This window comes from Stenotrophomonas sp. RIT-551 (genome assembly GCF_026241915.1).
Taxonomy (GTDB): Bacteria; Pseudomonadota; Gammaproteobacteria; order Xanthomonadales; family Xanthomonadaceae; genus Stenotrophomonas; species Stenotrophomonas bentonitica_A.
In genome coordinates, this window is sequence record NZ_JAPJIU010000002.1 from 193,903 (window position 1) to 220,886 (window position 26,984).

Annotated in this window: 26 protein-coding genes; 14 read left to right on the top strand and 12 right to left on the bottom strand. The window is 68.3% G+C overall.

Translation table 11 applies throughout. The annotated features are described in order from the left end of the window. Window positions 1-4: 4 nt before the first annotated feature. On the bottom strand, window positions 5-385 hold the full coding sequence (locus ORK51_RS03575; RefSeq protein ID WP_019182439.1) for a diacylglycerol kinase: 381 nt from the start codon (window positions 383-385) through the stop codon (window positions 5-7). A 230-nt stretch (window positions 386-615) separates the two neighbouring features. Between ORK51_RS03575 and ORK51_RS03580 the strand changes: the two genes are divergently transcribed. Beyond that, window positions 616-1,323: an SGNH/GDSL hydrolase family protein gene (locus ORK51_RS03580; RefSeq protein ID WP_070426649.1), complete on the top strand. Its 708-nt coding sequence runs from the start codon at window positions 616-618 to the stop codon at window positions 1,321-1,323. A 31-nt stretch (window positions 1,324-1,354) separates the two neighbouring features. Here ORK51_RS03580 and ORK51_RS03585 read toward each other — a convergent pair whose 3' ends face one another. From ORK51_RS03585 to ORK51_RS03595, 3 genes are all read right to left on the bottom strand, one after another. After that, window positions 1,355-2,626: a sensor histidine kinase gene (locus tag ORK51_RS03585; RefSeq protein WP_266084071.1), complete on the bottom strand. Its 1,272-nt coding sequence runs from the start codon at window positions 2,624-2,626 to the stop codon at window positions 1,355-1,357. Between the two features lie 166 nt (window positions 2,627-2,792). Further along, a complete protein-coding gene (locus ORK51_RS03590; protein ID WP_019182442.1) occupies window positions 2,793-3,506 on the bottom strand; it encodes a response regulator transcription factor in 714 nt (237 codons plus the stop codon). A gap of 77 nt (window positions 3,507-3,583) precedes the next feature. After that, window positions 3,584-4,234 (bottom strand): arylesterase, encoded by a 651-nt coding sequence (locus tag ORK51_RS03595; protein ID WP_323053962.1) that lies wholly within the window; start codon window positions 4,232-4,234, stop codon window positions 3,584-3,586. A gap of 48 nt (window positions 4,235-4,282) precedes the next feature. On the opposite strand from ORK51_RS03595, the gene ORK51_RS03600 reads away from it, so the two are divergent. The 3 genes from ORK51_RS03600 (at window position 4,283) to ORK51_RS03610 (ending at window position 7,866) form a co-directional block, all read left to right on the top strand. Next, window positions 4,283-4,957, top strand: a complete 675-nt coding sequence (locus tag ORK51_RS03600; protein ID WP_399619003.1) for an ABC transporter ATP-binding protein — start codon at window positions 4,283-4,285, stop codon at window positions 4,955-4,957. After that, a complete protein-coding gene (locus ORK51_RS03605; RefSeq protein ID WP_266084075.1) occupies window positions 4,954-7,440 on the top strand; it encodes an ABC transporter permease in 2,487 nt (828 codons plus the stop codon). The genes ORK51_RS03600 and ORK51_RS03605 overlap by 4 nt, the downstream gene beginning before the upstream one ends. 72 nt (window positions 7,441-7,512) lie before the next feature. Continuing rightward, entirely contained in the window at window positions 7,513-7,866 is a 354-nt protein-coding gene (locus ORK51_RS03610) for a DMT family protein (protein ID WP_019182446.1), read from the top strand. A gap of 92 nt (window positions 7,867-7,958) precedes the next feature. Here ORK51_RS03610 and ORK51_RS03615 read toward each other — a convergent pair whose 3' ends face one another. From ORK51_RS03615 to ORK51_RS03625, 3 genes are all read right to left on the bottom strand, one after another. Then, window positions 7,959-8,549, bottom strand: a complete 591-nt coding sequence (locus tag ORK51_RS03615; protein ID WP_019182447.1) for a ChuX/HutX family heme-like substrate-binding protein — start codon at window positions 8,547-8,549, stop codon at window positions 7,959-7,961. 172 nt (window positions 8,550-8,721) lie between these two features. Next, the gene (gene hemP, locus ORK51_RS03620; RefSeq protein WP_019182448.1) at window positions 8,722-8,919 is read right to left on the bottom strand and encodes a hemin uptake protein HemP; all 198 of its coding nucleotides are present in this window, start codon (window positions 8,917-8,919) and stop codon (window positions 8,722-8,724) included. A 269-nt stretch (window positions 8,920-9,188) separates the two neighbouring features. Then, the gene (locus ORK51_RS03625; protein WP_019182449.1) at window positions 9,189-10,157 is read right to left on the bottom strand and encodes a potassium channel beta subunit family protein; all 969 of its coding nucleotides are present in this window, start codon (window positions 10,155-10,157) and stop codon (window positions 9,189-9,191) included. Between the two features lie 248 nt (window positions 10,158-10,405). Between ORK51_RS03625 and ORK51_RS03630 the strand changes: the two genes are divergently transcribed. Together ORK51_RS03630 and ORK51_RS03635 are read left to right on the top strand one after the other, a co-directional pair. Continuing rightward, window positions 10,406-11,704: a NupC/NupG family nucleoside CNT transporter gene (locus tag ORK51_RS03630; RefSeq protein WP_019182450.1), complete on the top strand. Its 1,299-nt coding sequence runs from the start codon at window positions 10,406-10,408 to the stop codon at window positions 11,702-11,704. A 26-nt stretch (window positions 11,705-11,730) separates the two neighbouring features. Continuing rightward, on the top strand, window positions 11,731-12,696 hold the full coding sequence (locus ORK51_RS03635) for a ribokinase (protein ID WP_266084081.1): 966 nt from the start codon (window positions 11,731-11,733) through the stop codon (window positions 12,694-12,696). Between the two features lie 381 nt (window positions 12,697-13,077). Here ORK51_RS03635 and ORK51_RS03640 read toward each other — a convergent pair whose 3' ends face one another. Then, a complete protein-coding gene (locus tag ORK51_RS03640) occupies window positions 13,078-13,662 on the bottom strand; it encodes a phosphatase PAP2 family protein (protein WP_266084083.1) in 585 nt (194 codons plus the stop codon). Window positions 13,663-13,795: 133 nt separating this feature from the next. Here ORK51_RS03640 and ORK51_RS03645 point away from each other — a divergent pair, with 133 nt between their 5' ends. The 6 genes from ORK51_RS03645 (at window position 13,796) to ORK51_RS03670 (ending at window position 19,429) form a co-directional block, all read left to right on the top strand. Beyond that, the gene (locus tag ORK51_RS03645) at window positions 13,796-14,653 is read left to right on the top strand and encodes a hypothetical protein (RefSeq protein WP_266084085.1); all 858 of its coding nucleotides are present in this window, start codon (window positions 13,796-13,798) and stop codon (window positions 14,651-14,653) included. 51 nt (window positions 14,654-14,704) lie between these two features. Then, a complete protein-coding gene (locus ORK51_RS03650) occupies window positions 14,705-15,283 on the top strand; it encodes a hypothetical protein (protein WP_266084087.1) in 579 nt (192 codons plus the stop codon). After that, window positions 15,280-16,617, top strand: coding sequence for a YcaO-like family protein (locus ORK51_RS03655; RefSeq protein WP_266084089.1), 1,338 nt, complete (start codon window positions 15,280-15,282; stop codon window positions 16,615-16,617). The genes ORK51_RS03650 and ORK51_RS03655 overlap by 4 nt, the downstream gene beginning before the upstream one ends. A 14-nt stretch (window positions 16,618-16,631) precedes the next feature. After that, window positions 16,632-17,378 (top strand): SagB/ThcOx family dehydrogenase, encoded by a 747-nt coding sequence (locus ORK51_RS03660; RefSeq protein ID WP_266084091.1) that lies wholly within the window; start codon window positions 16,632-16,634, stop codon window positions 17,376-17,378. A 220-nt stretch (window positions 17,379-17,598) separates the two neighbouring features. Further along, on the top strand, window positions 17,599-18,591 hold the full coding sequence (gene dusB / locus ORK51_RS03665) for a tRNA dihydrouridine synthase DusB (protein ID WP_266084092.1): 993 nt from the start codon (window positions 17,599-17,601) through the stop codon (window positions 18,589-18,591). Between the two features lie 10 nt (window positions 18,592-18,601). Continuing rightward, a complete protein-coding gene (locus ORK51_RS03670) occupies window positions 18,602-19,429 on the top strand; it encodes a methyltransferase domain-containing protein (RefSeq protein WP_046273661.1) in 828 nt (275 codons plus the stop codon). 13 nt (window positions 19,430-19,442) lie between these two features. Here ORK51_RS03670 and ORK51_RS03675 read toward each other — a convergent pair whose 3' ends face one another. The 3 genes from ORK51_RS03675 to ORK51_RS03685 are packed head-to-tail and all read right to left on the bottom strand — an operon-like array spanning window position 19,443 to window position 21,849. Beyond that, the gene (locus ORK51_RS03675) at window positions 19,443-19,883 is read right to left on the bottom strand and encodes a hypothetical protein (protein ID WP_083279855.1); all 441 of its coding nucleotides are present in this window, start codon (window positions 19,881-19,883) and stop codon (window positions 19,443-19,445) included. Beyond that, window positions 19,880-20,956: a metal-dependent hydrolase gene (locus tag ORK51_RS03680; RefSeq protein WP_266084095.1), complete on the bottom strand. Its 1,077-nt coding sequence runs from the start codon at window positions 20,954-20,956 to the stop codon at window positions 19,880-19,882. Before ORK51_RS03680 ends, ORK51_RS03675 begins: the two co-directional genes overlap by 4 nt. Window positions 20,957-21,006: 50 nt before the next feature. Beyond that, window positions 21,007-21,849 (bottom strand): UDP-2,3-diacylglucosamine diphosphatase, encoded by an 843-nt coding sequence (locus ORK51_RS03685; protein WP_266084097.1) that lies wholly within the window; start codon window positions 21,847-21,849, stop codon window positions 21,007-21,009. Between the two features lie 358 nt (window positions 21,850-22,207). Here ORK51_RS03685 and metK point away from each other — a divergent pair, with 358 nt between their 5' ends. Beyond that, a complete protein-coding gene (gene metK, locus ORK51_RS03690; RefSeq protein WP_019182462.1) occupies window positions 22,208-23,419 on the top strand; it encodes a methionine adenosyltransferase in 1,212 nt (403 codons plus the stop codon). Between the two features lie 244 nt (window positions 23,420-23,663). Beyond that, window positions 23,664-24,182, top strand: a complete 519-nt coding sequence (locus ORK51_RS03695; protein ID WP_026069660.1) for an acyl-CoA thioesterase — start codon at window positions 23,664-23,666, stop codon at window positions 24,180-24,182. Between the two features lie 41 nt (window positions 24,183-24,223). On the opposite strand, the gene ppc is transcribed toward ORK51_RS03695, so the two are convergent. After that, complete coding sequence (ppc, locus tag ORK51_RS03700) at window positions 24,224-26,935, bottom strand: phosphoenolpyruvate carboxylase (protein WP_266084099.1); 2,712 nt, start codon at window positions 26,933-26,935, stop codon at window positions 24,224-24,226. Window positions 26,936-26,984: the final 49 nt, after the last annotated feature.

Here is a 26,984-nt window from a genome sequence, read left to right on the forward strand (position 1 = left end):
CGCGTCAGAAGATTTGCGGCAGCAGGATCAGGACCCAGCACACCAGTACGTTCATCATCAGCACGAAGACCGCGGCCGAGCCCATGTCCTTGGCGCGACCGGCGAGCTCGTGGAACTCCGCGCCGTAGCGCTCGATCACCGCCTCGATCGCCGAATTGGCCAGTTCCATGGCCAGCACCAGCAGCACCGAGCCGATCATCAGCGCGCGTTCCACCGGGGTCTGGCCGAGCCAGAGTGCCAGCGGCGCGAGCACGATCAGCAGGTAGACCTCCAGCCGGAACGAGGACTCGTGCAGCCAGGCCGCACGCAACCCCTGCCAGGACCACACCGCGGCCTTGAAGATGCGCTTGGGGCCGCGCGGCAGGTGGCCGATTTCATCGGCCATGGGCAGGCACCCCGGTCGGCAACGCACGCCGGAACGGCAGGAACAGCACACGGCAGACAGTCATGGGCATCGCTGAATGGGGCAGGCAATCCCTCATTTTGCCATAAGCCGGTCGGGGCATTGTCGAAGGCGGCCAACGCCCGTCCGTGGTAAAGCGCGGCCGGGCCGCAACTTCTATGATGAACGTCTACCCGTCCGGGCGCCCCAGGCGCCCACCACAGGAGTCGTCCATGCTGCACCGTCGTGCCCGCCCCCTTCTGCTCGCTCTTGCCCTGGGGGCCGCCCTGCCCGCGCTGGCGCGCTCCCCCGCCCCTGTCGCACCGCAGGTGCCGACCCAGGTCTCCAACGTGGCGTGGGCCGGCGACATGGCGCAGTTCGCATCCCAGGACGCGGCCAACCCGCCGCCGCGCGGCGGCATCGAGTTCATCGGCAGCTCCTCGATCCGGATGTGGGAGAGCCTGGCCACCGATTTCCCGGGCCAGCCGGTGTTCAACCGCGGCTTCGGCGGCTCGGAAGTGCGCGACAGCACCTGGTATGCCGACCGCATCGTGATCCCGTATGCGCCGTGCAAGGTGTTCTTCTACGCCGGCGACAACGACCTCAACAGCGGCCGCAGCCCGGCCCAGGTCCGCGATGACGTGGTGGCCTTCGTGCAGCGCGTGCACCGCGACCTGCCCAGTACGACGGTGGAGATCATCTCGATCAAGCCCAGCCCGTCACGCGCGAACCTGCTGCCCGCGGTGGTGGAAGCCAACGGCTTGATCCAGAAGGCCCTGGCCTCGCTGCCCAACACCGGCTACACCGATGTCTACACGCCGATGCTCGGTGCCGATGGCCAGCCACGCGCCGCGCTGTTCCGCGAGGACATGCTGCACATGACCCCGGAAGGCTATGCGATCTGGCGCAAGGCGCTGGCGCCGAAGGTGCAGTGCGACTGAACCAGGCGGGGAGGCGCCACGCCTCCCCGACTCAACGGTAGTGGATCGTGGCCTGGGTGCCCTGCCCGGGCGCACTGTTCAGGCCGATCTTCCAGCCGAAGCGGTCGCACAGCCGGCGCACGATCGACAGCCCCAGCCCGGTGCCCTGCGGGCGGCTGTGTTCGGCACGGTAGAACGGCTCGAACGCGCGGCTGAGCGCTTCGGGCGACATACCGATGCCGGTATCGCGCACGACCACCCGGTCGTCTTCGACATCGACATCGATCCGGCCTTCGTCGGTGTAACTGCAGGCGTTGCGCAGCAGGTTGCTGACCACCACCTGCAGTACCCGCGGCGGGGCGTGCAGCATCACCGGGCCGTGGCTGTGCAGGTGGATCTCGACCGGTCGCCCGGCGATCAGCTCGCGGGCGTTGTCGACCTCGTAGCGGACGATCTCATTGACGTCGAACAGCTCGACCTGCGGCTCGACATCGGCCTCGCGGGCCAGGATCAGGAAGGCATCGATCACCGCTTCCATGTCACGCCCGGCGCGCTGGATGCGCTGCAGGCCACGGCGCAGGCGTGGCGTCATGTCCTGGTCGCCCAGTGCCATGTCGCTGGCCACGCGGATCACGGTGAGCGGGGTGCGCAGCTCGTGGCTGGCATCGCGGGTGAAGTTGCGTTCGCGCGCGACGTGCGCGGTGACCTTGGTCGCCAACGAGTGCAGCGCGGCGGCCAGCTGGCGGGTCTCGCCCTGCATGTCGGCCGGCAGTTTGGCCGGCGCCAGATCGGCCGCCTCCGGGTGCCCGGGATCCCAGCGCGACACGCGCCTGGCCAGCCAGTTGACCGGCGAGACCAGGCGTTTGGAGGCGCGGTAGGTGATCCAGGAGGCGCCATAGACGGCCAGCAGGGTCAGCAGCACCGGCACCACGCCGAACCAGAACGCCAGCATCTCCGCGCGCGAGCGCAGGAACACCAGGTACAGGCGGCCTTCCGGACGCGCATCGACCAGCACCAGCTGGTCGTCGTCCTTGAGCTCGTGGAAGCCGGCAGGGAGCGTGCGAAGGTTGGCTGGCAGGCTCAGCGGCGACTGCCCGGTCTCGAGAAGATACCCGCGGATGTTCTGGGTGTTGGGCGGCGGCTGCACCGGCGAGGCCTCGTGCAATTGCCAGTAATAGCTGGCCTCTTCCTGCAGCGCGCTGCTGACCAGGCTGTGCTTGATCACCAACGACACCAGCCACGCGCCCAGCAGGATGCCCAGGCTGGCGAGCACGGCTTGGAGGATGAAGACGATGCGGATCTTGCGCGGCAGACCGTGCGGCATTACGGGGTCCAGGGCGGTTCGCGGCGATTATAGGAAAGCTTGCCGTGATTCCATCGTGCAAACCATGACAACGGCCCGGCAAGCGCCGGGCCGTCATGCTCCAGAGGGTGCCGGAGGATCGCCGCCCAGCTCACCGGCAGGTGGCCGAGCGGCGATCGATCCCCTGTCAGCTCATCGGCTGGGCGATATCGGCAATGCGGTAACCGGCACTTTGCACCGTGTGCAGCAGCGGGCGGTCGAACGGCTTGTCGATGATCTTGCGCAGGTTGTACAGATGGCTGCGCAGGGTATCCGAGTCGGGCAGGCCATTGCCCCAGATCTCGCGTTCGATTTCCTGGCGGGTCACCACACGCGGCGATTCGCGCATGAGGATCGTCAGCAGGCGCAGGCCGATCGGCGAGAGCTGCAGTTCGGTCCCGGCACGGGTGGCGCGCATGCTGACCGGATCGAGCACGAGGTCGGCGACCTTGAGCACTTCCGAGCCGACCTGGCGACGCTCGCGGCGGATCAGCGCGCGCAGGCGGGCTTCCAGTTCCTGGATCGCGAACGGCTTGGTCAGGTAGTCATCGGCGCCGAACCCCAGGCCGGTGAGCTTGTCGTCCAGCGTGTCGCGCGCGGTCAGCATCAGCACCGGCGTCGACTTGCGGGCGTCGTTGCGCAGGCGGCGACAGACCTCGATGCCGTCCAGACGCGGAAGCATCAGGTCCAGCACGACCACGTCGTAGCTGTTCTCGGCCGCCAGACGATAACCGTCCAGCCCATCCTGGGCGTAGTCGACTTCAAAGCCGCGCCCTTCCAGGTACTCGCCGATCATCTCGGAAATATTACGGTTGTCTTCGACCACCAGCACCAGGCCGGAGGTCTCCTTTGTCTGACGCATGGGATTCCCTCTTTCTTCAGCTTTGTGAAACATGCCGCATCGCCAGTGGACGCGGCGTGAAGTTCCTCACACACCGATCAAAGCAGGGGTTTGAGCAGCGGCCAGACGTTGTCCAGCACCTGCGGCTGCGCAGCTGCGGTGGGGTGCAGCCCGTCGGCCTGCATCAGGTTGGGCTTCAGCGCCACGCCTTCCAGCAGGAACGGCAGCAGCGGTACCTCGTACTGCCGGGCCAGCTCCGCATAGGTCTGGCGCAGGCGCTGGCGGTAAGCCGGGCCGTAGTTGGGCGGCACGTCGATGCCCAGCAGCAGCACCTTGGCGCCGGCCTTCTGGCTGGCCACGATCATCTTTTCCAGGTTGCCGCGCAGCTGGGCCGGAGTGAGCCCGCGCAGCGCATCGTTGCCACCCAGCTCGATCACCACCACCGAAGGGCGGTGCTTCTCCAGCAGGCCCGGCAGGCGGGTCAGCGCGCCGGCGGTGGTTTCGCCACTGATGCTGGCATTGATGATCGCCGGCGGCGGCGTGATCTGTTGTTTGACCCGCTGCTGAAGCAGGTTTACCCAGCCCGACGCGGCCGGGATATTGTGGGCGGCACTGAGGCTGTCGCCGACCACCAGCACCGCCGCACGGGTGTCCGGACCTTTGGCACAGGCCAGCATCGGCATCAGCAGCAACCATGCCAGCAGCCAGCCCATCGGGGCCGCACTGCCCTTTCCACTTGCTTGGTTCATTGGAGAATCCTCATCGACAGCCTGTCCCCCCGCAGCGCGCCCGTCGCCATCGCCGCCCACAACGTGGGCAAGTCCGCACGTGGCCCGGAGGGTGAAGTCCACATACTGGACAACATTGACATGACCGTCCATGAAGGCGAGAGCGTGGCCATCGTCGGCGCTTCAGGTTCGGGCAAGACCACCCTGCTCGGCCTGCTCGCCGGGCTGGACCTGCCGAGCCACGGCAGCATCGCGCTGGCCGGTGCCGATCTCAACACGCTCGATGAGGAGGCCCGCGCGCAGCTGCGCGCGCGCGAAGTGGGTTTCGTCTTCCAGAGTTTCCATCTGCTGCCGGCCCTGACCGCCGAAGAGAACATCGCGCTGCCGCTGGAGCTGGCCGGCCGCGAGGATGCCGCGCGGGTACGCGAGGTGCTGGAGCAGGTCGGCCTGGGCCACCGTGCGCGTCACTACCCGCGCCAGCTTTCCGGTGGCGAGCAGCAGCGTGTGGCACTCGCCCGCGCCTTCGTGGCACGGCCGCGCATCCTGTTCGCCGATGAGCCCACCGGCAGCCTGGACCAGGCCACCGGGCAGCAGATCAGCGACCTGCTGTTTGCGCTCAATGCCACCAGTGATACCACCCTGGTGCTGGTCACCCATGACCTGCGCCTGGCCCAGCGCTGCGAGCGCATCTACCAGCTCGACGGTGGCCGCCTGGCCGATACCGTTGCCGGCGTGGGCGCATGAACGTCGTGCGCCACGCGGCGCGTGCGCTGCGCCGCGAGTTCCTGGCGGGGGATCTGCTGACCGTGTTCGCCGCGCTGGTGCTGGGCGTGGCGGTGATGACCGCGGTGGGCACGCTGGTCAACCGGGTGACGCTGGCACTGACCAGCAGCGCGGCGGAAATGCTTGGCGGTGATCTGGGCCTGAGCGGACGCGAGGATGTGCCGCAGAGCTTCGCCGAGGCAGCGCGCGAACGCGGCCTGGCCCATACGCGCATGGTCAGTTTCCCAAGCGTGCTGTTCCATGGCGATGACAGCCAGATGGCCAACATCAAGGCAGTCGCCGACGGCTATCCGCTGCGCGGCGAACTGCGGGTCAGCCGCACCCTGCATGACACCGCCAGCGAGACCGCGGGCACGCCGCCGCCCGGCCAGGCCTATGCCGATCCGCGGCTGATGCAGGCGCTTGGCCTGCAGGTGGGCGATGCCCTGGAATTCGGCGCAGGCACGTTGACCGTGACGCGGGTGCTGCAGGCCGAGCCGGATACCTCCGGTGAGCTGATGCAGCTGTCGCCGCCGCTGCTGGTCAATCGCATGGATGTGGACCGTGCCGGCCTGCTCGGCCCGGGCAGCCGCGCCTCGTACCGGATGATGTTCGCCGGCGAGCCGGCGCAGATCGCCGCCTTCCGCGAGTGGCTGACGCCGCAGGCCAAGGGCTACCGGATCGTCGGCATCGACGATACCCAGCGCGGGGTGCGCGGCGCATTCGATCTGGCCGGCCGTTTCCTGTCGCTGGCCGCGTTGCTGGCGGTGCTGCTGGCGGGGGTAGCGACGGCGCTGGCCGCCAACCGCTTCGCGATGCGTCGCATCGACCAGGTCGCGATCCTGCGCTGCCTGGGCGCGCGCCAGCGCGACATCCTCAGCGCGATGGCGCTGCAGCTGGTGATGCTGGCGGTGCCCGCCTGTCTGGTCGGCATCGGCTTGGGCATGGCCGCGCAGGCCGGGCTGGTGCAGGCACTGGGCGGATTGATTCCGAACCGCCTGCCCCTGCCGCAGGCCACGCCGGCGCTGAGTGGTGCCGGCATCGGCCTGGTGCTGCTGCTCGGCTTCGGCCTGCCGCCGCTGCTGCGCCTGCGCAGCGTGCCGCCGATGCGCGTGCTCAACCGCAGCTTCGCGGCGTTGCCGCCGAGTTCCATGCTGGTCTATGCGGCCGCGCTGGCGGCCACCGTCGCGCTCACGGTGCAGGCCACCGGCGACGTCAAGCTGGCTGCGTGGGTGCTGGGCGGGCTGGCCGCACTGGCGGCACTGGCCGGTGCGCTCGGTGCTCTGCTGCTGTGGCTGCTGCGTGGCGTGCAACCGCGCCTGCGCGGGCGCTGGAAACTGGGCCTGGCCTCGCTGACGCGGCGGCGCGGGCTGGCGGTGATGCAGCTGGTCGGCCTGTCGCTGTCGCTGTGTTCGCTGCTGCTGCTGTCGGTGATCGGCCCGGGGTTGTTGGCGCAGTGGCGCGACCGCCTGCCGACCGATACGCCGAACTACTTCCTGATGAACATCCAGCCGGAGCAGCGCGATGCGGTGCTCTCGACCCTGGCCGGGCTGGGCGTGGTCTCGCCGGGCATCGAGCCGTTCAGTACCGGTCGCCTGCTGGCGGTCAACGCGCGTCCGCCGCAGCGGCAGGCGCGCGAGGACAACAGCAACGAGGACGACGATGCCAACCGCCCGGTCAACTTCTCGTGGCGGCATGATTTCCCGCCGGCCAACACGCTGCTCGGCGGAACCTTCTGGAAGGCCGGCAGTACCGCGGCGGAAGCCTCGATCGAACAGGGCTGGGCTGAGCGTTACGGGATGAAGCTGGGCGACACGGTCACGCTGCAGATGGGCGATCAGGAGCGCAGCTTCACGGTCACCAGCATCCGCAAGGCGGACTGGGATTCGTTCCGGGTCAATTTCTTCCTGCTGCTCAACGAAGGCGCGGTGGCCGATGCGCCCTACAACCTGATCACCGCCTTCCACCTGCCGCGCGCGCAGGCACCGGCGCTGGCCGGGCTGACCCGGGCGTACCCCAACATTTCGCTGCTGGACATCGACGGCATCCTCGAGCGCGTGCGCGAGGTGATCAACCGGGTGACGCAGGCGGTGCAGCTGGTCATGGGCTTCAGTCTGCTGGCCGGCCTACTGGTGCTGCTGGCGGCATTGCAGGCCACGGCCGGCGAGCGCCGCTATGACAGTGCGGTGCTGCGCACGCTGGGGGCCACGCGGCGCCAGCTGCGGGGCGCGGTGCTGGTCGAGTTCGGGGCGCTGGGCCTGTTGTCGGCGTTGCTGGCGGTGGGCACGGCGGCGCTGCTGGGCAGCGTGGTGGCGCGGCAGGTGTTCGAGTTGACGCTCAGTCCGCCCTGGGGGCCGTTGCTGCTTGGCGGTGGGCTGGGCGTGCTGTTGAGCATGCTGGCCGGCTGGTGGGGCACGCGGCGGATCCTGCATACCCCGCCGGCGCTGGCCCTGCGGGAGGCATGAGCACGCGGCGATGACACAGGCACGGGGCGTGCCTCGGTATGCTGCACGCCCCTGCCCCCTGAGATCGCCCGGATGCCCGGCACCCCGTTCACTGCCTATCTGTATCCCGTACTGCTATTGCTGGGCAGCAACATTTTCATGACCTTCGCCTGGTACGGGCATCTGAAGTACAAGAGTGCGCCGTTGATGACGGTGATCCTGGTCAGCTGGGGCATCGCGTTTTTCGAGTACTGCCTGCAGGTACCGGGCAACCGCCTGGGCAGTGCGGTGTATTCGGCGCCGCAGTTGAAGGGCATGCAGGAGGTGATCACCCTGGTGGTGTTCGCGGCCTTCTCGGCGTTCTACCTGGATCAGCCGCTGAAGTGGAACCACTGGGCCGCGTTCGGGCTGATCCTGGTAGCGGCGTTCTTGATGTTCAAGGAGTGAGGGCGACGCCCGCATTCGGGCCGCCACCGGCTTCGCGTCGGTGACAGCTGCGATGGCGCGGCATCGACGCCGGGCCGGCCCGTCGTTTCAGATTACAGCTGGATCACCGGCATGCCGTCGGCTGCCCACGCTCCGCCGCGGCGAGCGGCGGTGGCGCAGCAGCAGTCGTCGACCCAGAGCTCGCCTTCGGCCCCTTCGACGTGCCCGATCCGGCGTGCGGTGGTCGCCCCCAGGGCCGACAACGAGGCCAGGCTGGCGGCGAGTTCGCGGCCTTCGCCGACCTGCAGGCGCAGTGCGCACATGCGCCAGGCGTCGTTGCCCAGGCGCACGGCCAGGCGCCGCCACAGGCGCTCAGCGACGCCGGCGTCGTTGACCGGCTCGGGGCGTGCGGGGAAGGCGGAAACCAGGCGGTCCCAGGCGAGGAAATCGCTGTCCGGCAGCAGGTACAGCCGCCAGCAGCAGCGGCCGCGGGCATCGACGAAGCACAGGCTTTCGCGGATGCCTTCGCTGTCCATGCCCTGGCAGGCGTGGGCAGACACGGCGTGCTTCCAACCGCCCAGTTCACTGCTGTCCGGGCGGTACAGGCACAGCACGGTGCCCAGTGAGGCCAGCTGTGCGGCCGATGGCAGGCCGGCGATGGGATGGCGGCCCGGTGGGCGGCCGACGGAAAGGGCGCGGCTCATGGGATCTACCTGCAATCGGCGGTTGCGGGGGAGACCCTCGACCCACGCCGCGGGCCGGAGCCGACGGCGGAGTGTCGAGGGGGAGAGAGCTGGGATAACGGCCTGCCCAGGGAAGGCACGGATCGCGTAGCCACGCGGTCATCGGTGCCTCCCCGCGGGGGAGGCAGCGCCGTCATTTGGTCAGGATCAACTTGTCGTTGCTGGTATGGCGCAGGCGATAGAAGCGGTCGCCGTGCTGGATCAGGATTTCACGGCGGCCCTTGAGCAGGGCTTCGCTGTCGATCACTTCTTCGGGCGGGACCACGCGGACCGGACGGTCGCGGAGGGTCAGCGTTTCGGGGCGCAGCAGTACAGCAGCTTGAGTGTTCATCGTCTGGACTCGTTGCGAGGGGCGAGTCAAATGATAATGATTCTCAGTTGACAATCAACAACCATTCTCAATTTGATAGATGGCATTAATGATCGAACTTCATCTATCAATAGGTTTCGTCAATCGCATAGTGGGACGCGTGCCGCTGCACGGGATTGCGGAGCCGGCCAGCGGCCGGCACGACCTTCCACCAGTCGGGTACCTCGATGTCCCTGCCACGGGATCGGTAGCGCCGGCCGCTGGCCGGCGCCCTGCACCCAACCGGCCGATCAACCAAAGACCGCGTCCACCTGCTGCCAGACGCTTTCATCGAGCTGCTCGAACAGCGCCAGTGCGCCCAGGTTCTCTTCCAGCTGGCTGACCCGGCTCGCGCCTAGGATCACGCTGGAGACGTTGGGATTGCGCAGGCACCAGGCGATCGCCAGTTGCGCCGGGGAGACCCCCAGCTGCGCGGCCAGCGCGGTATAGCGGCGGACCCGCTCCAGGCGGTCGCTGCCGTCCTCGAGCACCTGCGCCTTCAACCAGCCCAGCTGTTCCTGGCCCAGCCGCGACTGCGGGTCGACGCCGGCGTTGTACTTGCCGGTCAGCAGGCCCGAGGCCAGCGGCGACCAGATCGTGGTGCCCAGCCCCGCCTCGGCATACAGCGGCGCGTACTCGCGCTCGACCCGCTCGCGGTGCAGCAGGTTGTACTGCGGCTGCTCCATCGACGGGGCGTGCAGGTGGCGTGCGCGGGCGATATCCACCGCTTCCTGGATCTGCGCGGCCGACCATTCCGAGGTACCCCAGTACAGCACCTTGCCCTGGCGGATCAGGGTATCCATGGCCTGCACGGTCTCGGCGATCGGGGTGTCCGGATCCGGGCGGTGGCAGTAGTACAGGTCCAGATAGTCCACCCGCAGGCGCTTGAGCGCGGCGTGGCAGGCGTCGGTCACATGTTTGCGCGACAGGCCCTGCTGGGTCGGGCGCGGGTCGTCGACCGCCCCGAAGAACACCTTGCTGGAGACACAGAAGCCATCACGGGGCAGGCGCAGGTCGGCGATCACATCCCCCATCACCTGCTCGGCGCGGCCGCGGGCATAGCCCTCGGCGTTGTCGAAGAAGTTGACCCCGGCATCCCAGGCGGTGGCGATCAGCTTGCGGGCCTCATCGCGGCCGATCTGGTCGCCGAAGGTCACCCAGGCCCCGAAGGACAGGGCCGAGAGCTTCAGGCCGGTGGAGCCAAGACGGCGATAGAGCATGTGATTCTCCTGCTGCGGGCCCGCGACCGGGCCGGATCGATGCCGGTAAGTGTAGAGGGTGGCGCGCAGCGCGCGCAGGCCGGCCGCGGCGATCTCACGGCCCGTGACACACCACGCGCCACGCTGGCCATGCCTTGTCGATACAGGCCCGATCACGACCGATCGGCTCGCAGACGCTGCTTTTCCTTGCCCCGCCCTTGCCGCTGCTCTAGGCTTCCCGTTTTTCGCGGCGCCCCAAGGGAAGTCTCATGGTCGAAGGTTTGGGCAGGATTGGCTTCGGCCTGTTCGGGTTGGCAGTGCTGATCGGCATTGCCTGGTTGTTCTCGAACAACAAGCGGGCCGTCGACTGGCGCCTGGTGGTCACCGGTATCGCACTGCAGATCGCCTTCGCGGCGGTGGTGCTGCTGGTGCCGGGTGGCCGTGATGTGTTCGATGCGCTGGGCAAGGGCTTCGTCAAGATCCTGAGCTTCGTCAACGAGGGCTCCGGCTTCATCTTCGGCAGCCTGATGAACACCGAGCAGTTCGGTTTCATCTTCGCCTTCCAGGTGTTGCCGACCATCATCTTCTTCTCGGCGCTGATGGGGGTCATGTACCACCTCAACGTGATGCAGACGATCGTGCGTGCGATGGCCTGGGCGATCACCAAGATCATGCGCGTGTCCGGTGCGGAAACCACCAGCGTCTGCGCCAGCGTCTTCATCGGCCAGACCGAAGCACCGCTGACGGTGCGCCCGTACATCGCCAAGATGACCCAGTCCGAGCTGATCACGATGATGATCGGCGGCATGGCGCACATCGCCGGCGGCGTGCTGGCCGCCTACGTGGGCATGCTCGGTGGCAGCGACCCGGCCCAGCAGGCCTTCTACGCCAAGCACCTGCTGGCGGCGAGCATCATGGCCGCCCCGGCGACCCTGGTGGTGGCCAAGCTGCTGGTGCCCGAAACCGGCACCCCGCTGACCCGCGGCACGGTCAAGATGGAAGTGGAGAAGACCTCCAGCAACATCATCGACGCCGCCGCGGCCGGTGCCGGCGACGGCCTGAAGCTGGCACTGAACATCGGTGCGATGCTGCTGGCCTTCATCGCGCTGATCGCGCTGCTGAACGCCCCGCTGACCTGGCTGGGTGACGTGACCGGCCTGGCCGCGATCATCGGCCGCCCGACCGACCTGTCCACCCTGTTCGGCTACCTGCTGGCCCCGATCGCCTGGGTGATCGGTACCCCGTGGGCCGATGCCACCACGGTCGGCTCGCTGATCGGCCAGAAGGTCGTGATCAACGAGTTCGTGGCGTACTCGGAGCTGTCCAAGATCGTCAACGGCCAGGTGCCGGGCATGGTGCTCTCCGACGAGGGCCGCCTGATCGCCACCTACGCGCTGTGCGGTTTTGCCAACTTCAGCTCCATCGCGATCCAGATCGGTGGTATTGGTGGTCTGGCACCGGAGCGCCGCCACGATCTGGCCAAGTTCGGCCTGCGTGCGGTGCTGGGCGGTACCATTGCCACCTTCATGACGGCGACCATCGCCGGCGTGCTGACGCATTTCAGCTGATATCCGTTCCCTGAGAAACAGTCTTTATGAGTAGCAGTGTCGTCGTAATCGGTTCCTTCAATGTGGATCATGTCTGGCGTTGTGAGTCGCTCCCGGCCCCGGGTGCGACCATTGCCGGCCGCTACAGCACCGGTCCCGGCGGCAAGGGCTTCAACCAGGCCGTGGCCGCCCGCCGTGCCGGCGCGCCGACCACGTTCCTGTGCGCGCTGGGCAATGACGCCGGCGGTGCGATGGCCCGCGGCCTGGCCGAGCAGGACGGTTTCGCGCTGACCGCCGAGGCCAGCAGCGAGCCGACCGGCACCGGCGGCATCTATGTCGACAGCCGCGGCCGCAACACCATCGTGATCGGCCCGGGCGCCAACGCCGCGTTGAGCCTGGGTTTCGTTGACCAGCAGCGCGCGCTGCTGGCCGGTGCCAAGGTGGTGCTGGCGCAGCTGGAATCGCCGGTGGAAACGATCGAGGCGGCCCTGGCCATCGCACGCGAGGCCGGTGCCACCACCGTGCTCAACGTCGCGCCTGCCGATGCGCCCTCCAGCATCGGCCTGCTCAAGCTGGCCGATGTGCTGACCCCGAACGAGACCGAGTTCGCCGCCCTGCTCGGCCGTCATGTCGGCGAGCGCGTGGATGCCAACGATGTCGCCGCGCTGGATGGCGCCAGCCTGCATGCGCTGTGCCGCAAGCTGGTCGGCAACGGCACGGTGGTGGTGACGCTGGGTTCGGTGGGTGTGTTCGTGTCGCACGCCGAAGAGAACCTGCGTGGCGATACCCAGCCGTATTACCGCGTGGGCGCCGAGCAGGTGCAGGTGCTGGACACCACCGGTGCCGGCGATGCGTTCAACGGTGCGCTGGTGGCCTCGATCGCGCAGGACCCGGAGGCGGCCTTCGCCCGTCACGTGCGGTTCGCCAACCAGTTCGCCGGTCGTTCGACCGAGAAGGAAGGCGCCGCTGCGGCGATGCCGCACTTCACCCCGGGTGATGCCGAGAACAAGTAAGCGTCACCGGTATGGATATCGGAAGGCCAGCGTTCGCGCTGGCCTTTTTTGTTCTGCTCCCATCTGCGTGAAATCAAGAAGCGCCCTCTGAGCCTTTCCGGGCGAGGCCTCGAGTAGGTCGAGCGCTGGGGCGCGATGCCCTTGCCGGCGAATGTCCCCCGGCGTCGGCCTGCGGCCGCCCCCTCCTCCTTTATTTCGCCCACAAGGGCATCGCGCCCCACGTGTCCAGACCACTGGCGCTGCATGGAAAGCACGGCTTCTCTTCTGCCTACCGCGAGCCGGAGCGCCGTAGCGGCCGGTAGGCCCCTGGGCAAAATCAAGGAGGAGGTCGTCGCTGTGAGGCGGCGGCCGGGGGACATTTGCCGAGGGGCCTACCGGTCGCTACGGGGCCCTTGAGCTCGCGGTGATCCACAGCGCCAGCGCGCCCACCACGAGGCCGGCAAGCACGTCCAGCAGATCGTGCTGCCAGGTGGTGAGCGTCGAAACCAGGATCAGCCCACAGGCGCCGTGCCACAGCCAGCGCAACGCCGCCGTATCGGCCAGCAGCCAGCGGCGCCATGCCTGCCAGACCACCACCAGTACCGCGGCATGCAGCGACGGCGCCATGTTGAACGGCGCCTCGAACGCGCGCAGCTGGGCGAACACCAGTCCGCTCGCGCCATCCGGCTGCGGCAAAACACGCACGTTGCCGGTCGGCCAACACACGAAGGCGAGCATGCAGGCGGCCTGCACCAGCGCGATGGCCATCGCATGGCGGCGCAGGGCGGATCGGGTCGGGCAGAGGAAGAACGTCAGCGGGTACAGCAGGTTCAGCGCCAGGTACGGCCAGATCGACCAAGGCCAGAACGGGATCGCCTCGTCCCAGCGACCGTGCAGGCTGTAGGTATGGGCCTGGCTGGCGGCCCATTGATTGGTCCAGCTGTAGCCATGGATGAACATCGCGCCGAGCAGCAGCATCCACAGCATGGCCTCGCGCCAGGGCGGATGCGGGAGCGGAGTGTTGGCATGAGGCGGGGTGGGCACGCGCGCACCGTAGCAGAACGTGGCAAGCGTGTTTGCCGCTATCCTTGCGCTTTCGCGGATACCGGGACTGTACGCAGTGGCAGCAGCAGGCAGTCAGCACCACGCAGGTACGCACGCGGACACACCGCGCTGGACGCGCAATCCGGCCTGGGCCCTGTTTTCGCAGACCCATGCGCAGCGCCCGCTGCTGCTGGTGTCCGGTGGCGCCGACGAATTGTATGTGGTCGACGAGGCCGATACCCCAACGGTCATCGAACGCATCCTCGGCCATTGGCAGGACGACACACTGGCGCTTGTGCAGGACGATGCCGACTGTGGCCCGGCGGTCCGCCAGTTGATGCGCCTCGGCGTACTGGTGCCGTCGCAGGCGGTGCGCCCTGTGCGCCGCTATGCACTGGATTGGCTCGGGGAACCGCTGCCTGGGCTGGCCGAGGCCTTCGACCAGCATGCCAGCGCGGATCTGCAGCGCGTCGATGCCGCCGCCGATGTCGACCTCCTCGTGCTGGTCCGCTACGGGCTCGGCTGGGAACAGGCCTTGGCCCGCTACGTGTCACATATGCCGGCACAGCCGCATCTGCTGCTGGACCTCAGCTATCACCACACCCTCGCGCTTGGACCCTATGTGGTGCCCGGCCAGACTGCCTGTGTGTATTGCCTGGGCAACCGCGTACTGCGCCGCTGGGGCGAAGCGGTGGTGCCCGCGCTGCCGGAAGTCGCAACGCAACCGGCACGGATCGCGGCGCTGGTCGCGCCGTTGCTGGATCAGCCGCACCTGTTGCTGGGCTATCTCGAACGCAGCGTCTGGCTCGACCTGCATCGCCTGCATGGGGAACGCGACCGGGTGCTGCGGCTGCCATGGTGCCCCGCCTGCCAGGGCGGTGAGATGTCGATGCCTGCACCGCTGCCGCTGCCTTGGGACACCGGGCGCCCGTGATAATGTGGGCCGTGCGCCGGGCGTTTCCGCCTCGGTCAACGGAGTGACCCCATGTATCGCCTGCCGACCCAGTTCGATGCCAGTGCCTCGCGCCAGGACCTTGCCGCGGCAGGTGGCGGCTCGACATCGACTACCTGCAGTTCCTGCGTTGTCACCCTGCTCGGCACCTCGGTACTGTCGGCAGTGGTGCTGGGCAAGCTGGAACCCGTCGCGCCCGCCGCCATCAGCAGCGCCGCAGACATCCCCCCCGTCACCGTCGATACCCCCACCGAGCGCCACGGCCAGCCACCTGCGTTGCCGCAGGAACCGCCCAGCGCCGTCACTCCGGATCATCCGGCGGCACCGGCACCGGTGATGCCGGCAGCCGGCCTGAGCCGCACCAGTCGGATACTGCTGGGGCTGTTCGCCTTGCCGCTGGCCGCGATCGGCGGCGGCATTTTCATCAGCACCTCCAACCCGATATTCGGGCTATTCGTCGCCGTCGGGCTGTATCTCGGCATTTATGCCCTGGTCTACGAGCGCGCGGGGCGTTCGCTCGGGCGCGGCATCGGCATCGCCATCGGGCTGCTGCTGGGCCTGTTCGCCGTAGGCGCGCTCGAGATGATGCTCTGGCTGAGCGTGATGAAATGAGCCGCGCCGCCGTGCAGGCGGCAGAGCCGGAAACGCCCACGCTGTCGTCGCACCTGCTGCATGGCGCAGCGCGTCCGCGCTGTGGCCTGGTGCGCCCGGCCCAGCCGATCGAGGCCAACCCGTGCGATGCAACCGGCCCCTTGTTCGAGGGACGGCGCGTACACAATGCCGCCACGCCGGCCGACCCGGCCAATCCCTGGCAGGGCGTCTCGGGCGCAGTCGCGCTGGAGGCAGCTGCGGCCGCCGACGGCGCGGTCGCCGAGGCGCTGGAGCGGCTGGCGGCGGCGCAGGCGAGCCTGGAAGTGCGTCGTCGCGATGCGCTGACGCCCACACAACGTCTGGACGAATCGGCATTCGCGCTGTTCTCGGCGAGCCAACGCGCCATGCCGGACTTCCCGTGGCCGATGCCCGAACGCGACGAGGACCTGTTCGCTGCGGTGCATGCGCTGGACGACAACCGGGTCGCCTGGGTGCCGCAAGAGCTGGTTGGACTGGGGCCGCGCAGCGGCCAGGCGCGATTGCCATCGACGTCCAGTGGTCTGGCGGCCTGGCGGGATGGGCGCGATGGCGCCTGGCTGGCGCTGTTGCGCGCGGCGCAGGAACTGCTGGAGCGCGATGCACTGGCGGTCACCTGGCTCAATGGCGTGGCCGGCCGGCGAATCGCCCTGCCGGCGCAATGGCACGCCCATGTGGACGCGCGCGGTGGTGAACTGCAGGCGTTCGACCTGACCCAGCACTGGAATCCGCACCCGGTCATCGCGGTCGCCGGTGGCATTCCCTTCGAAGGCCGCCCCCGCTACGTCCTCGGCATCGCCTGCCGCGCCGATCCGGGCGAGGCACTGCACAAGGCGCTGCTGGAATGGCAGCAGGCACTGACCTTTGCCGCGCATCTGTGTGGCCGCGAAAGCGCCCGGCTGCCTCGTGAACCCGCAGCGCTGCGCAGCTTCGACGAGCATGCCGCCTTCTACACCCTGCGCCCGGAGCTGTGGTCGCAGCTGCCGCTGCTGCGGGAGGCGGGCCGCAGCACGTTGCAGCTGCCACTACCGGGCGCGGCGATCCCGTCCGCCGCGCCGCGCGCGGTCATCGAGCTCGATCAGCTGCGACGCCGGCTGGGCCGTGCCGGCATCGCGCTGTACTACCGCGAGTTGACCACCGCCGATGTGGCCGCGGCGGGCCTGCGGGTGATGCGGGTGTTGTCGCCACAGCTCAGCGGTCTGCATGCCGACGAACGTGCGCCGTTCCTTGGTGGCCGCTGCCGGGACGTGGCATGGCGCTATCCCGGCGTGCCGCACGGCGGCGCGTTTCCCAACCCCTTCCCGCATCCATTGGGCTGATCCCCGAGGACCGCATGCCGTCACCGCCTTCCCCCTGGGACGATGCCCCGCTGTTCCATCTGTTCTGGCACAACGGCGAGCTCAATCCCGCGCGCGCAGACGTGATGCACGCGCGCATCGCCGAAGATGCCGCACGCGCCTGGTCGCCGCCACGGCCGTTGCATGCAGCAGCCGGCGTCGCCTTGCCGGACCCGGTACGCCCCGGCGATGCCCTCGCGCAGCGCCGCAGTGGCCGCCGTTTCGGTGATGCACAGTGGGGCGCGCAGGAACTGGGGCGCGTGCTGGCCCCGCTGCGGGCCCGGCCCGGCGACAGTGACACGCGGCGTCTGCCATCCGGTGGGGCCAAGTACCCGATCCAGGCCTATGCCGCCCTGTACGGCATCGACGATGCGATCGCATCAGCGCCGGGCATCCATTGGTACGACCCGCTCGAGCACGCGCTGGTACCGGTGGCGCCCTGCCCCGCATGGCCGGCGCTGTCCGGGCTGCTGGGCGTGGACTGGCCGGAGCGGCCGGCGGCCGTGCTGTTCCTGATCGCCGAGCCAGGCGGGACGCTGGCCAAATACGGCGAGCGCGGCGGCCGCTTCGTATTGATCGAGGCTGGAGTCTGGCTGGGAGCGCTGGGGCAGCAGGTGGCGTCGATGAACGCCGCCGGCTGCGCGATCGGCTCGTTCGACGACGCCGCCCTCCTGGACCTGCTCGGGCTCGACCCGCGGCGGCATCTGGCGGTGTTGGCCTATGCGTGTGGTCCGGCGCCCTGAACGATCGCCAGAATCGCGGCAGGCCCCGCCTGATCATGCGATTCCCGGCCAGCGGTCGGCACGATCGGTAACCACCCAGCATCCGCCGCCGCTGGGGGCGGCGGAACCAATCGTCAAGCATATGCTCATGACCGGAGCGCATCAGACCCTTCCGGATCGGCCTGAACAGGTACCGGTACCTGCGTGGTTGGCGGCCAGCGGCCGGCACTACAATGCGCACATGCAGATTGGCCCCTACAACATCCAGCCCAACGTGGTGCTGGCACCGATGGCCGGTGTCACCGACAAGCCCTTCCGCCTGCTGTGCAAACAGCTGGGCGCGGGCCTGGCGGCCTCGGAGATGACCATCTCCGACCCGCGCTTCTGGAACACCCGCAAGTCGCTCCACCGCATGGACCATGCCGGCGAACCGGACCCGATCAGCGTGCAGATCGCCGGCACCGAGCCGCAGCAGCTGGCCGAGGCAGCACGCTACAACGTGGACAACGGTGCGCAGATCATCGACATCAACATGGGCTGCCCGGCCAAGAAGGTCTGCAACGCCTGGGCCGGCTCGGCGCTGATGCGCGATGAAGACCTGGTCGCGCGCATCCTGACCGCGGTGGTCAACGCGGTGGACGTGCCGGTCACGCTGAAGATCCGCACCGGCTGGGACTGCGATCACCGCAATGGCCCGCTGATCGCCCGCATCGCCGAGGACAGCGGCATCGCCGCGCTGGCCGTGCATGGCCGTACCCGCGACCAGCATTACACCGGCACCGCCGAATACGACACCATCGCCGCGATCAAGGCGGCGCTGCGCATTCCGGTGGTCGCCAACGGCGACATCGATTCACCGCAGAAAGCGGCGCAGGTCTTCAAGCAGACCGGCGTGGACGCGGTGATGATCGGCCGCGCCGCCCAGGGCCGGCCCTGGATCTTCCGCGAGGTGGCGCACTACCTGGCCACCGGCGAGCTGCTGGCGCCGCCCTCGGTCACCGAGGTCCGCGATCTGCTGCTGGGCCACCTGCGCGCGCTGCACGATTTCTATGGCGAGCAGCAGGGGGTGCGCATCGCGCGCAAACACCTGGGCTGGTACGCCAAGGACCGGCCGGAGAACGCCGCCTTCCGTGCGGTGGTCAACCGCGCCGAGGATGCCGCCAGCCAGGTCGCCCTGACCACCGACTATTTCGACGCCCTCGCCGCCGGCGAGCCGTTGTCGTCCGCTGCCTGAGCCTTCTGTCATGAACCCGCCGATCACCGCACCGACCTATCTCCACGGCTTTTCCGATACCGAGCAGCATCGCCTGGTCACCCAGTCGCGCCTGTTCGAATCGAGCATCTTCAGCGGCATCGACTACGGCGGCGCAACGCGCCTGCTGGAAGTCGGCAGCGGCGTGGGCGCACAGACGGACATCCTGCTGCGGCGGTTCCCGGACCTGCACGTCACCGGCGTGGACCTGAGCGAAGCGCAGCTGGCCACTGCCGCCACCAACCTGGCCAAGACCCCGTGGTGCCGCGAGCGCTACACCCTGCTGCAGGCCGACGCCGGCAATCTGCCGTTCGGTGCGCGCGAGTTCGATTCGGCCTTCCTGTGCTGGGTGCTGGAGCATGTGCCTTCGCCGGCGCGGGTGCTCAACGAAGTGCGCCGCGTGCTGGTCCCGGGTTCGCCGGTGTATGTCACCGAAGTGATGAACGCCTCGTTCCTGCTCGATCCTTACTCGCCGCACATCTGGCGCTACTGGATGGCGTTCAACGATTTCCAGTACGACCACGGCGGCGATCCGTTCGTCGGTGCCAAGCTCGGCAACCTGCTGTTGGCTGGCGGCTTCCGCGACGTGCACACCGAGATCAAGACCATCCACCTGGACAACCGCGAGCCGGCGCGTCGCAAGACGATGATCGCGTTCTGGGAGCAACTGCTGTTGTCGGCGGCCGATCCGCTGCTGGAAGCCGGCCTGGTCGACCAGGAGACGGTGGACGGGATGCGCCGCGAGTTCAGCCTGGTCCAGAACGACCCCAACGCGGTGTTCTTCTTCTCCTTCGTGCAGGCGCGCGCGACGGTGTATTGACCGGGGGGCGGCGCTAGCGCGTCACCCAGGCGATCACGGTCACCACCACCGCTGCGGCCAGCAGCAACCACAGGCCCAGTCCGCCCCGATCACCCGGGGCGACCGTCGCACTGCCGGCGGTGAGACGGGCACCTTCGCGCGGACGCGCGGTGGGCGTGTGGCCTACTTCCAGCGTGCCGGTGGCCGGCCGCTGGTTACGCTCGGTGAGCTTGTTCTGCATGCGCCGCGCCCGCTCAGGGTCGACCTTGTGCAGTTCCTCCAGCAGCACCTGCTGCTGACGCGCGCGGTCCGGCTGCGCCCTGGCCTTGTGCAGGATCTCGCGCAACGGCACCGCCGGCTGCTCAGCGGAGCGACCCGGGGTCACATCCAGCAACAGTGCGCGGTACTCCGGCGGTACATCGGCCAGCCGGGTGTAGCGCGTGCCATTGATCTCCATTTCAAACCGTTCGGTCACGGTGCCTCCGTCCAACCTGCCTTGGGTGCGATCACCTCGGTGCTCGCCGGTGCATGCCAGATGCGTTGCCACATCGCCGAGAACCGGCGCTTCACCATCGCCCTGCCCTGCTCCCCTTCATACGCCGGGCGCAGCTGTCGTGGCGTGATCGCAGCCCAGCCCCCGCCCTCGGCCCGGGCCACCGCGAAGGTGAAGGTGTAGTCCGGCTCCAGGCCCATGCGCAGATCGCTCAGCCGCAGCTCGCCATCGACCACCTGCGCGCGCATGAAGCCGCGGTTGAACCAGTTCAGGCGCTGCACGGCCGGCAGCGTGGCCGCCTGGCGCAGGGCCTGCACGTTGGAGGGATGGCCTTCAAAGGTCATCGGGCCGCGGTCGGCGATCAGCGAGCGTTCGCCGATCACGTAGCCGCTGGGCGTCATCGCCACCACCTGCCAGAGCAGCGTGTTGAATGGCATCGCCACCGAGAAGCGCGGCGCATCGCCCAGCCCCATCGCGGCCAGGGCGCGGTCGGCCTCGCGGTCGACACTGTGCTTGGCCAGCAGCGACCAGCCCAGGTAGCCACTGCTGAGCACCAGGCCGGCCACGAGCGCCTTCTGCGCCAACGGCCGCGCCCGCGCGAACCACGCCACTGCACAGGCGATCAGCAGCCACACGGTGTAGAGCGGGTCGATGATGAAGACGCTGGCCCACATCGTCGGGTGCGGGGTGAACGGCCACCACAGCTGGGTACCGTAGACGGTGAAGGCATCCAGCAGCGGATGGGTGATCAGCGCCAGCGTGATCGCCCAGAACCAGCGGCCCGGCGCCTGCGCCACCCGGCCGTGACCAAAGCGTTTGAACAGCCACCAGATCAGCGCGGCCACCCACGGCAACACCAGCAGCGAGTGGCTGTAGCTGCGGTGCTCGACCATCAGCGCCACCGGATCGGCGGCGGTGAACGCCAGCAGCAGCGCGTCCAGGTCCGGCAGGGTGCCGAGCGCGGCACCGGCCAACAGGGCGGCGCGGCGATGGCCGGCCGGTGCGATGGCGGCGGCGACCGCGCCGCCGAGTACGATCTGGGTGAGGGAGTCCATCGGCCGATGCTAGCAGCCGGGCCTGGCGCTGCGCGTTGATGCCGTTCTGCTCAGGCAGCTCTGGCCAGTGCGGCGTTGCCGGGCAGCGCCGCCAGGGTCTGCCCGGTGTGATCGAGCAGCCGCAGGCTGCCGTCCGGATCCTCGGCCAGCGCGGTCAGGCTCTCGACCCAGTCGCCGTCGTTGGCATAGATCAGCCCGTCGCGCTCCACCAGTGCGGCGCGGTGGATGTGCCCGCAGATGATCCCGTCCAGCCCACGCCGACGCACATCCTCGAGCCCGGCCTGGACGAAGCGTTCGATGTAGCGTTCGGCCGCGCCGCTGCGCTTCTTGAGGAATTCAGAGAGAGACCAGTAGCGCTGACCCAGCCGCCGCCGGACCGCGTTGAGCAGGTGGTTGCCGGTCAGGATGCGGTAATACAGCCAGTCGCCGAAGCGCTCCTGCAGGCCACCGAAATGAGTGATGCCGTCGTAGTCGTCGCCATGCACGACCAGCAGCCGCCGTCCGTCGGCGGTCACGTGGATCGCCCGCCGGCGTACCTGCATGGCCGGCAGCATCAGCCCGCAGACCTTGCGCAGCGAAGCATCGTGGTTGCCCGGGATGTAGATGATCCGGGTGCCGGCCCGCTGCAGCGCGTGCAGGGCCTGGATCACCTCGCTGTGGGCCGGCCGCCAACTGGCCCGGCGGTGCGCCATCCACCACAGGTCGATGATGTCGCCCACCAGATACAGGCGCTCGCAGCGCAGCCCGGCCAGGAACCTGGCCAGTTCGGCGGCGTGGCAGTGGCGTGAGCCAAGATGAACATCGGAAAGGAAGACGGCCCGCCGATGGGGCGCCAGGGTCGTCACGGGCCGTTTGGCGGCTTCCCGCGCGTCGCGCTGCTCGACGTCGTGCATGGCGTGCTCCTCAGGTCCGGCGGCCGGATGCGCCGAAGCCTGCCCTGCGGCGACGACAGCCCGATGGCGGTTTGACGACGGGCCGGTGACGCTCGCGGAGTTCGGATGCACGTCGCGCCCTTCGTGAGGCGCGTGCGGCTGGCATGCTTCTCGGGCAGGTGCCGCTGCGGGCGGCCGTTTGTCACGCTGGTGGAACACTGGGCGGTGACGCTGGGCCTCAATCCCGTCACACCGGGCCCTGCGACGGGCACGCAGGCTTAACCACGGGCAACCCTCGCTGGCGCACAATGCAAGCGCGCGACTTGCCGTGTATCATTCGCGCCCATCTTTCCATCCGAATCAAAGGATATTACGCCTGATGTCCAGCTACCTGTTCACCTCCGAATCGGTCTCCGAAGGCCATCCGGACAAGATTGCCGACCAGATCTCCGATGCGGTGCTGGACGCGATCCTGACCCAGGACAAGCGTGCGCGCGTGGCCTGCGAAACCATGGTCAAGACTGGCGTGGCAATCGTCGCCGGTGAAATCACCACCAGCGCCTGGATCGACCTGGAAGCCTTGACCCGCAAGGTGATCCTGGACATCGGCTACGACAGCTCCGACGTCGGCTTCGACGGCGCGACCTGCGGCGTGCTGAACCTGATCGGCAAGCAGTCGCCGCACATCGCCCAGGGCGTGGACCGCAAGAAGCCCGAAGAAATGGGCGCTGGCGACCAGGGCCTGATGTTCGGCTATGCCACCAACGAGACCGACAGCTACATGCCGGCCGCGATCCACCTGTCGCACCGCCTGGTCGAGCAGCAGGCCAAGATCCGCAAGAAGAAGAACTCGCCGCTGTCCTGGCTGCGCCCGGATGCCAAGAGCCAGGTCACCCTGCGCTATGAAAACGGCGCCGTCTCGGCCATCGACGCGGTGGTGCTGTCGACCCAGCACGCCCCGGGCGTGAAGCAGAAGGACCTCATCGAGGCCGTCCGCGAAGAGATCATCAAGCCGGTGCTGCCGGCCAAGTGGCTGCACAAGGGCACCAAATTCCACATCAACCCGACCGGCAAGTTCGAGATCGGCGGCCCGGTGGGCGACTGTGGCCTGACCGGCCGCAAGATCATCGTCGACACCTACGGCGGCTGGGCCCGTCACGGTGGTGGTGCGTTCTCGGGCAAGGATCCGTCCAAGGTCGACCGTTCGGCTGCCTATGCTGCCCGTTACGTCGCCAAGAATGTCGTGGCCGCCGGCCTGGCCGACCGCTGCGAAGTGCAGGTCTCCTACGCCATCGGCGTGGCCGAGCCGACCTCGATCTCGGTCACCACCTTCGGCACCGGCAAGATCAGCGATGACAAGATCGAAAAGCTGATCCGCAAGCATTTCGACCTGCGCCCGTACGGCATCATCCAGATGCTGGACCTGATCCACCCGATGTACCAGCAGACCGCGGCCTACGGCCACTTCGGCCGCAAGGCGAAGGAGTTCAGCTACACCAACGGTGCTGGCGAACAGGTCAACGCAACCGCCTTCTCCTGGGAGAAGACCGATCGCGCCGCCGCCCTGCGCGCGGATGCGAAGTTGAAGTAAGAAATGGGCCGCGAAAGCGGCCCTTTTCTTACGGGTAGAGCCGACCGTTGGTCGGCTGGCGGCGGGTAGAGCCGACCGTTGGTCGGCTGGCCGCGCGCAGCGCGGCAATGATCGGCGAAACAAACGGCGGGCCGCGAAAGCGGCCCGTCGTCGTTTTGGCGCCTTGACCCATCGTCGCGCCGCGCGCGACCAGCCGACCAACGGTCGGCTCTACCAATGGGTCAAGCGGCGCTACACTCCAGTCATGCCCGAATTCAAATCCAACCAGCTCTCCATGACGGTGCTGATGTCGCCGGACATGGCCAACTTCTCCGGCAAGGTACACGGCGGTGCGGTGCTGCGCCTGCTCGACCAGGTTGCCTATGCCTGCGCCAGCCGCTATGCCGGCAGCTACGTGGTCACCCTTTCGGTGGACCAGGTGATGTTCCGGCAGCCGATCGCGGTCGGCGAGCTGGTCACCTTCCTGGCCTCGGTGAACTACACCGGCACCTCCTCGATGGAGATCGGCGTCAAGGTGGTGGCCGAGGACATCCTCAAGCGCAGCGTGCGCCACGCCAACAGCTGCTTCTTCACCATGGTCGCGGTGGATGACGAGGGCAAGCCGACCCCGGTGCCGCCGCTCGTGCTGGAGACCGCCGACGAACGCCGCCGGCATGCCGCCGCGTTGATCCGCCGCCAACTGCGCGAGGAGATGGAGCAGCGCCACCTGGAGCTGCTGGCATCCAATCCGCCTGCACCAGGTGATCTGGTCGAGCGGGTCTGAGAAGCGCTGCCGGCCAGCGGCCGGCACTCCCCCTTCATGGCCTACCCGGTGTTCTGTACGCCCTGCGAAACACCGTTCACGCAGGCCACCAGCGCGCGCAGCACGTCATCGTCTTCGCCACCGCTTTCACGCCAGCGGCGCAGCAGATCCACCTGCAGCACGCTGATCGGATCGATGTAGGGATTGCGCAGGCGGATCGACAGCGCCAGCCGCTGGTCGTGCTGGAGCAGTGCATCCTGCCCGGTCAGCACAAGGATCCACTGCGCGGTGAGCTCCAGCTCACGCTGAATCTGCGGGAAGAAACGGCCATGCAACGCACCAGACAGCTGCGAGAACTGCTCGGCGATGGTCAGGTCGCCCTTGGACAGCACCATCGCGATGTCATCCAGGAAGGTGCTGAAGAACGGCCAGTCGCGCGCCATCTCTTTCAGGATGTCCTCGTGGCCGGCATCGATCGCCGCCTGCAGGCCGCTACCCACGCCATACCAACCCGGAATCACGGCACGCGCCTGGCTCCAGGCGAACACCCACGGAATCGCGCGCAGGTTGGTCAACGCGGCATCTTCACCCAGTCGGCGCGAGGGGCGTGAGCCCAAGGTCATCCGCTCGATCACGTCGATCGGCGTGGCCAGCCGGAAGTACTGCATGAAGTCTTTCTGGCCGACGAAGACACGGTAGGCATCCGCACTCTTCTGCGCGATCAGGTCCATCACCGGGCGCCACTGTTCCTCGCGCGGTTCCGGTGCACGCGGGCGCAGGCTGGAGCGCAGCACCGCACCGGTGGACTGCTCCAGCGAGCGCAGCGCCAGCGCACGGATGCCGTACTTGCGGTGGATCACTTCGCCCTGCTCGGTCACGCGCAGGCGGCCGTCGATGCTGCCGCGCGGCGAGGCATCCACGGCGTGCGTGGTCTTGCCGCCCCCGCGGCTGATCGAGCCGCCGCGGCCGTGGAAGAAGGTCAGGCGGATGTCGTTCTCGGCAGCGACCTCCAACAGCTCCACCTGGGCGCGCTGAAGGCCCCAGCGCGACGCCGCGATGCCCCCATCCTTGCCGCTGTCCGAGTAGCCGAGCATCACCATCTGCACATCGCCGCGTGAGGCCAGGTGCGTGCGGTAGACCGGATCGGCCAATAGATCGCGCAGGGTGTCGGTACCGCGCTTGAGATCGTCCACGGTTTCAAACAGCGGGGCGATGTCGAGCGGCACCGCGCCGGCGTCATCCACCAGGCCGCCACGACGTGCCAAGGCGAGCACGGCGAGGACATCGCTGCGGTCATGCGCCATCGAGATGATGTAGCTGCCCAGTGCATCGGCCCCATGCCGGTGATGGGCATCAGCCAGCGCCGCGAACACCGCGTCCAGGCGCTCACCGCCTTCTTCGTTGCTCACCGGCAGCGCCTGCTCGCCACTGGCGAACGGGGCCAGCCGTGCCGCGCGGGTGACCGCATCGGCGGCGTCCCAGGCCTCCTGCCCATCCAGCACGCTGGCCAGCGCGCGACCATGCACGCTCGATTCCTGACGCACGTCCAGGCGCGCCAGATGGAAGCCGAAGGTGCGCACCCGCCACAGCAGGCGACGCACCGCGAAGCCGCCGGCATGGTCGCCCTTGTTCTCGTGCAGGCTGCGCAGGATCAGCTCGATGTCGTCGGTCAGCTCCTGCGGCGACGCGTAGGCGCCTTCTGCATCGTCCATCGTCGCCTGTACCCGCGCGCGCATGCGGTCATTGAGCAGGCGATAGGGCATGTCGGCATGACGCGGGCGCGAGGTGACCTTGGGCAGCAACGCCTTGTAATGGTCCACGCGGGCCTGCAGTTCATCACTGACCGCCACCCGCTCGGTGGACTGGCTGAGCAGGCTGGCCAACTGCAGCAGGTCTTTCTGGTAGCGGCCGAGCACGGCCTGGCGCTGCGCATCCAGGGTGTTGCGGATGGTGCCGGCGTCCACGTTCGGATTGCCATCCATGTCGCCGCCCACCCACGTGCCGAAGCGCAGCAGGCGCGGCAGCGGCAGTTCCTGGCCATAGGTATCCAGCAGTGCCTGCTGCAGCGATTCGTACAGCACCGGAATCACCCGGTACAGCACCTGCACCAGATAGAAGCCGACATGCTCGCGCTCGTCTTCCACGGTCGGGCGCACGGGCGAGGAATCGGTGGTCTGCCACGAGGCGGTCAGCGCCATGCGGAAACGCGCGGCGTCAGCGGCCGCTTCGCCCGGGGTGCGCTGGCCGTCGAGGTTGTCGACCAGGCTGGCCACCATCAACTGCTCTTTCTCCAGCAGCGCGCGGCGGACCGCCTCGGTCGGGTGCGCGGTGAACACCGGCTCGATGTCGATGCGCGGCAGCCACTCGGCCAGCTCGTCCAGGGTGACGCCCTGTGCCTTGAGGTTGACCAGTGCGTCCTGCAGACCATCGGGCTGCGGCGTGGCGGTACCGGCGCGCTGGTAGTCGCGGCGGCGGCGGATGCGGTGCACCCGCTCGGCGATGTTCACCACCTGGAAATAGGTACTGAACGCGCGCACCATCGCTTCGGCGCGCGCCGGCGGCAGGCCGGTCAGGGCATCGTTGAGATCGGACAGCGGGGCGTCGCTTTCGCGGCGGGCGATGGCGCGCGTACGCACCTGTTCCACATCGTCGAAGAACTGCGTTGAGACCTGCTCGGCGAGCAGGTCGCCGACCAGTGCGCCGAGTCGGCGTACATCGTCGCGCAGGGGAATATCGGGAGTGGCAAAAACGATGCTGCTACGGTACTCGTTCATCTGCGACGCACTGGCCTCGGGAACGGAATCCGCTCAAGCCTAACCCACA